6 protein-coding genes and 1 pseudogene are annotated in these 5,943 nt (G+C 33.8%); 5 read left to right on the top strand and 2 right to left on the bottom strand.

What is annotated here, in order from left to right:
• The first annotated feature begins 263 nt into the window (after nt 1–263).
• Together HMPREF2731_RS12075 and HMPREF2731_RS12085 are read left to right on the top strand one after the other, a co-directional pair.
• Nucleotides 264–839, top strand: coding sequence for an SOS response-associated peptidase (locus HMPREF2731_RS12075; RefSeq protein ID WP_002345376.1), 576 nt, complete (start codon nt 264–266; stop codon nt 837–839).
• A 475-nt stretch (nt 840–1,314) separates the two neighbouring features.
• Nucleotides 1,315–1,728, top strand: a complete 414-nt coding sequence (locus HMPREF2731_RS12085) for an ArsR/SmtB family transcription factor (RefSeq protein ID WP_070873071.1) — start codon at nt 1,315–1,317, stop codon at nt 1,726–1,728.
• A gap of 74 nt (nt 1,729–1,802) precedes the next feature.
• On the opposite strand, the gene HMPREF2731_RS12090 is transcribed toward HMPREF2731_RS12085, so the two are convergent.
• Together HMPREF2731_RS12090 and HMPREF2731_RS12095 are read right to left on the bottom strand one after the other, a co-directional pair.
• The gene (locus tag HMPREF2731_RS12090) at nt 1,803–2,435 is read right to left on the bottom strand and encodes an HAD family hydrolase (RefSeq protein WP_070873074.1); all 633 of its coding nucleotides are present in this window, start codon (nt 2,433–2,435) and stop codon (nt 1,803–1,805) included.
• Nucleotides 2,428–3,198 (bottom strand): DeoR/GlpR family DNA-binding transcription regulator, encoded by a 771-nt coding sequence (locus HMPREF2731_RS12095; RefSeq protein ID WP_002344572.1) that lies wholly within the window; start codon nt 3,196–3,198, stop codon nt 2,428–2,430. Before HMPREF2731_RS12095 ends, HMPREF2731_RS12090 begins: the two co-directional genes overlap by 8 nt.
• 269 nt (nt 3,199–3,467) lie before the next feature.
• Here HMPREF2731_RS12095 and HMPREF2731_RS12100 point away from each other — a divergent pair, with 269 nt between their 5' ends.
• The 3 genes and pseudogenes from HMPREF2731_RS12100 (at nt 3,468) to HMPREF2731_RS14935 (ending at nt 5,864) form a co-directional block, all read left to right on the top strand.
• Nucleotides 3,468–4,112 (top strand): TetR/AcrR family transcriptional regulator, encoded by a 645-nt coding sequence (locus HMPREF2731_RS12100; protein WP_002308166.1) that lies wholly within the window; start codon nt 3,468–3,470, stop codon nt 4,110–4,112.
• 26 nt (nt 4,113–4,138) lie between these two features.
• Nucleotides 4,139–5,173, top strand: a complete 1,035-nt coding sequence (locus tag HMPREF2731_RS12105; RefSeq protein ID WP_313960109.1) for an ABC transporter permease — start codon at nt 4,139–4,141, stop codon at nt 5,171–5,173.
• Between the two features lie 3 nt (nt 5,174–5,176).
• Nucleotides 5,177–5,864: pseudogene (locus HMPREF2731_RS14935) on the top strand (ABC transporter ATP-binding protein).
• Nucleotides 5,865–5,943 lie beyond the last annotated feature (79 nt).

Raw genomic sequence — 5,943 nt, forward strand, 5'->3', positions numbered from 1 at the left:
ATACCGAGGGTCAGCTGATTGAACACCGTTTACCCAGAGGTCGGGAACTTGCCGTTTCACTCTGAGTCACAAGGAGTAATTTCAAAAAACAGCTTCTCATATTTGATGGATATTGTGACTTGTGACCGAGGAGTTGGAGGAGAAAAAAGTTTACTGGAGAGTTTGTCACAACTTTTTTAATTCTCCATTCATTGAAAACGTTTTGTTGGTGTGAACTTCTTGTTGCAGTGTATGATAGATAAAAAGATGGGGGAGGTATTAGGATGTGTGGTCGTTATTTTTTTAATCTAGAGTCGGAGCTCCTTCAGAATTATTATCGAGAAGCCCAGAAGAAACAACCGGAACAGGCAGCAGAATTAGCAGCTGGAGAAATTTTTCCGTCAAATCTTGTTGTGACATTAAGAAAAAAGGAAGAAAACAATCTCACTCCGGAAATCATGAAGTGGGGATTTACCGGATTTAAAAAAGGACAATTGATGATCAATGCCCGAGCAGAGACAATAGAAGAAAAAAAGACCTTTCATCAACCATTTTTGCAAAATCGTTGTGTTTTCCCAATGAGCGGCTTTTATGAGTGGAATGAAGAAAAAGACAAATTTATGTTTTCAAATAAGGAAAAAATAGTGTATATTGGCGGCTTTTATCGTAGCCATCACGATGAAAAAACAGCAGAATCGATCATAATGACTACTGAACCTAATCGCACAGTTGCACCAATCCATGACCGAATGCCGCTTGTCTTGAATGAAGAACAAATCGAACCTTGGGTAACAGATATTTCTTTTGCGCGAAAAATCATTACTCAGCAGATGCCTGAATTAGTAATGGAGAAGGTATAACAGAATCGATTTTTCAAAGAAAGAGCGGCAAAAAACAAAAAAGACTTCAGCACAGATCCCAAAAACAAAGAGAACAGAAGAAATGCTCATAAGCTGCATATACTGCATCTATAGAGTCACATTCGACCTTATAGCTTCTATTTGTTTTTTACTCGTGCTGTGAGTCTTTTTTTGTTTATACCTAACGATGTTTATCATTACGACTCTTTGAATTCTTGGAATCTAAAATTCAAACTTAACGACTGGTTGGCAGTTGTATATTCCCTGAATTTATAGATAAGAGGTTGCCATTTATTCACATTGATATGAGTTGGATCATGTAAAATCCCTTCTTCTCATCCTTAGTCGTCATCAGCACGACGGGAAATCCGTAATAGAAACTTTTTTCCATTTTTTTAAACATAATCCTCACCTCTGAATATAGTATACTAAGCTTATTCCTCGATGCTCATCGATGTGTGAAAGGATAGAAAAAATGGCTGGATTTCCTGATCTTCAGCAAACGACTAAACTCTTAGCAGATCATTCGCGACTTGAGATCCTTACTTTATTGATGGATGGAAGGTTCCATACTGTACATGAACTAGCAAAGAAAGCAAAAATAAAAGATCACACGGCATCTTATCGTATAAAAAAACTTCATTCTCTTGATTGGGTGATGTCTTATAAACAGGGAGGAAATGTCTATTATCGATTATCATCTCTGGAAATCGCTGATTTGTTAGAAAATCTTATGGTAGTTAGTCCGGTTAAATCGATCAAATCATTTAATGAAAACAAAGAATATAGTGAATTAAAAGCAGGAAAATCTTGTTATCGGCATTTAGCCGGTGTGATAGGTGTAGTTTTTTTCAACTTTCTCCTTCACAACTGTCACTTTTCTTTTTAAATGGCAAAAATTTCAATCTTTAAATGGCGAAAAACAAAGAGCGTGAAACCCTATCCTTATCTCACGCTCTTTGCCTATTTTTCTAACAAATCAAGTATTTCTTGAGGAGAATCAATAATTATATCTACACTTTGAAATGATTCAATGTTTTTAGCACCCCATTTAGCTAAACCAAAAGTGACTCCACAAGATTTCGCACTTTGCATGTCATATAATGAATCACCAATGTAAATCGTCTCTTCTTTTTTCATGCCCAATTCATCAATTGCCTTTTGTATGGGGTCCGGAAAAGGTTTATGCAACTTAGTATCTGAAGCTGTAATTTGTATATCAAAATACTGATTTAAATTAAATCGATCAAACTCATTTTTCATTTCTTCTTTTGTTTTAGATGTGACAAGTCCTAATTGAATCCCTTTTACATGCAATGTCTGTAATGTTTCTTCTATATGCGGAAAAACTTGAGCATTGTCTGCTAATAAAAGTACGTTTTCACCCCATTTTGATAAGAGAGTTTCCTCTTCTTCTTCAGTATTTACAAACTTTTTAATAGCTTCTCTTCCAGGAATACCTAAAATATAATGTAATTCTTTAATCGGGATTTCCTTCTCTAATTCTTCACGCAATGTTTTTTGCAGAGAATGTGTCATAACATATTCTGTATCAATAATCGTTCCATCAACATCAAATAATATCGTTTTAATCATAGCTATTCTCCTTTGTGTAGATGATTTTGCTCTTTCCTATTCTAACGGCTAATTCTTCAGGAATTTTTTTATCGGTTATCAAATAATCAATTTCTTCAAACGAGTAGACAAGGTAATTATGTGATAAATTGATTTTTGTATGATCACATAGTAATACGATTTTGTTACTTTTCTCTCTAACTACCTGTTTCATTGCGATGTCTTCTTCATGGGCATAATAGATTCCCTGATTATTTATACCCGCACAACTTAAGAAAGAAATATCAAACCGATACTTAGTTAATTCCCAGATTGGGTATCCACCAGTAACTGAACGGCTTTCTTTATTTAATGTTCCTCCAAGAATCGTAGTAGGGATTGAAGTGGTCTTTAAGAATTGATCGGCAATGTCAATCGAGTTTGTCACAGCCAAGTTTATGTTTCTATTCGCTAAATATTGAGGCAAAAGTGAGATTGTGGTCGACACATCTAAATATACGGTTTGCTTTTCAAGTAATAGTTTACTTGCTTCTTTAGCAATTTGCTTTTTCACTTGAAGTTCTTGATCTGTTCTTCCTAAATATCCATCTATTTTATTAAACGAATTTGCTAAACTGATACCTCCGTAAGTTCTAATCACAAGGTTGTTATCCGCTAGTTTTATTGTATCTCTTCTAGCCGTGTCTCTAGAAGCACCTGTAAGTTGCATAATGTCTTGTAAAGTTAACGATTGTTCTTTTTTTAGTCTTTCCATTATTATCAGCAATCTTTTTTGTTGATTCACCTATTGAACTCCCATCAAAAATAAGTAATTTTAAGTATATAAATACAATAGCTTAAAACAACTTAAATGTACACTAGTATGAAGTGTACATAAAATCAGCTTTTTTTCATTAGAAATAAGTTCCTATTAAGTAACATATAGATTTAGGTATTTATCAGCATAAATTGCATTAGGCGTTTTTTTTGACTAATTTACTTTTAGATGATATTATAATCCCACATCGTGACCGATCGGTCACGATGTGGGATATTATAGAAAGTAGGTATGAAATGTCAGAAACGATTATGACGAATTATGAACAGTGGCTAAATATGGCTGAAATGCCAGAGAATAAGCGAAAAATATTAGAAGCTACTATTAGACTTTATTCAAAACAAGGAATATCCAACACTTCAACCAGTCAAATCGCGAAAGAAGCCGGTTTTTCAAAAGCGCTAATTTTTAAGTTTTTTACAAATAAGCATGATTTAACGATGAATTTACTTACACCTATTTTAGATCATATATTACCTGCTTTTACTTCCGATTTTTTTGAAGATCTTGAAAAAAAAGCAGAAGTAAAAGAGATTATTCATTACATCGTTTTTAATCGTTATCAATTTCTAATGGAAAATAAAGAGATTGTCTTAATTTTCTTGTCCGAAATACTAATAAACGAAGAGTTACAACAAGATTTTTTCTCATATATTGATTCCAATAATAAGAATAATTGGACAAGAGAACATTCCCTTTTTTCGAAAATAGATGAAAAAATCACGTTAACGAGCTTGTTCTCAGCGATTGCCAGTCAGATTCTTATGTTGTTTGTTCAATGTCTGATTTTTAATAAAAAAATGACTGAACAGCAACAAAATCAACGTTTAGAAGAAATTGTAGACTTAATTTACAATGGAGTTAAAAATAGAAAGGAATAAAAATAATGTATCTTGCAATAAAATAAATTTTACACAATAAACTTCGTTACAGCCTTGTCCTAGTTACAGTTTTCCTTATATCGTTTATGGTCTTCTTTATGACAAGCCTAGCAATTGGTTTAGTTCGAGATAACCGAACCGCAGCGGATAACTGGGATTCAACAGGAGTAGTACTCTCAAAATATGCAAATAAGAATCTAACAGCCTCCTTTATTACTGAAGATAACTATAAAGATAAGTTGTCAGATGACGCGGCCCCCCTAGGATATATGTTTGCTGTAACAAATCTAAAAAATGATGATACGACAGTGAATATCTCAATTTTTGCTCAAAATTGGAACAGTTTTATTGCCCCTAAACTTATTGAAGGTCATTATCCTGAAAGTAAGAATGAAGTTATCATTGATCAATCGATGGAAAATTATAATATTAAAATGGGCGATCAGATACAGTTAAATGGAAGTACTGACGAATATAAAGTCGTCGGTATAACGAATGACAGTAAATTTTTTACCGTGCCGGTCATTTATACTGATTTGTCTACCTACTGGAAGTTACAGCATACGGATAAAACAACCAAAACCATTTCAGCAATTGTTCTAAACAATGATGTTGATGTCTCTGGGGAGGGCTTAGTACAAGTAACCGAACAAGATATGATCAGTAATATTCCTGGCTACACACCGGAAGTAAATGTGTTTATGGGAATGATTATAGCTCTGGTAGTTATTACTTGTTTAGTAGTCGGTATTTTCATTTACATTATCATGATTCAAAAACTAGGGCTTTATGGCATTATGCGTGCACAAGGTATTCAATCCAAAACAATTATCTGGTCTCTATTTTGTCAAATATTCGTTTTATCAGGTATGGGTGTTTTGATGGCACTTATTGGCGTATGGGCAGTAAAATTTGTTTTACCGGCAACCCTTTTCTTTTATCCTAGCTGGCTAGCCTATTCACTTCTAGGTTTAGCAATCATTATAATGGCTCTTTTGGGAGGGCTAATCTCGTTGCCTAAGATTTTGAAAATTGATCCTATAGAAGCGATTGGAGAATAAACAATGAATTTAGTAGAAATGAAGAATGTCACCAAGACATATGGAAGTGGACATACATTAACACAAGCTCTATTCCCTACCAATTTTGAATTAAAGGAAGGAGAGTTTACTGCTATTGTTGGTCCTTCAGGATCAGGAAAAACAACTTTCTTGACGACACTAGGAAATTTGCAAACACCAACTAGTGGTCAAATAATTATAAAAAATAAAGAAACAACACAAATGACTGAAAAAGAAAAAACAACTTTGCGTTTTAAGGAATTTGGTTTTATCTTACAAGCATCAAATTTGATTCCATTTTTGAATGTTCAAGAACAGTTAGATTTAATAGATCGTTTAGACAAGCCAAATTCAAAAAAAAATGAATCGTGAAGAACTATTAGATCTGCTGGATCTAAACAAGGTATTACGATCTTATCCGAAAGATTTATCCGGTGGAGAGCGACAAAGAGCAGCAATTGCTCGCGCATTATATAATAACCCAAGCATCATATTAGCTGATGAACCCACAGCTAGCCTTGATACAGAACGTGCGCATCAAGTTGTTGATCTACTTGCACGAATTGCTCACGAGTATAATCGAGGTGTGGTTATGATTACCCATGATCTACGTTTACTAGACAAAGTCGACCAAGTTTACACCATGCAAGATGGGAAACTGTCACGTGGAAATGCTTTACAATATAATTGATAATAACGTATGATATTCACATAAAAGTAAAATCACATCAATGATGCGGAGAGTGTAAAATATTTTGTGTAAATAGAAA

It is taken from the genome of Enterococcus sp. HMSC072F02 (genome assembly GCF_001837725.1).
Lineage (GTDB): Bacteria > Bacillota > Bacilli > Lactobacillales > Enterococcaceae > Enterococcus_B > Enterococcus_B lactis.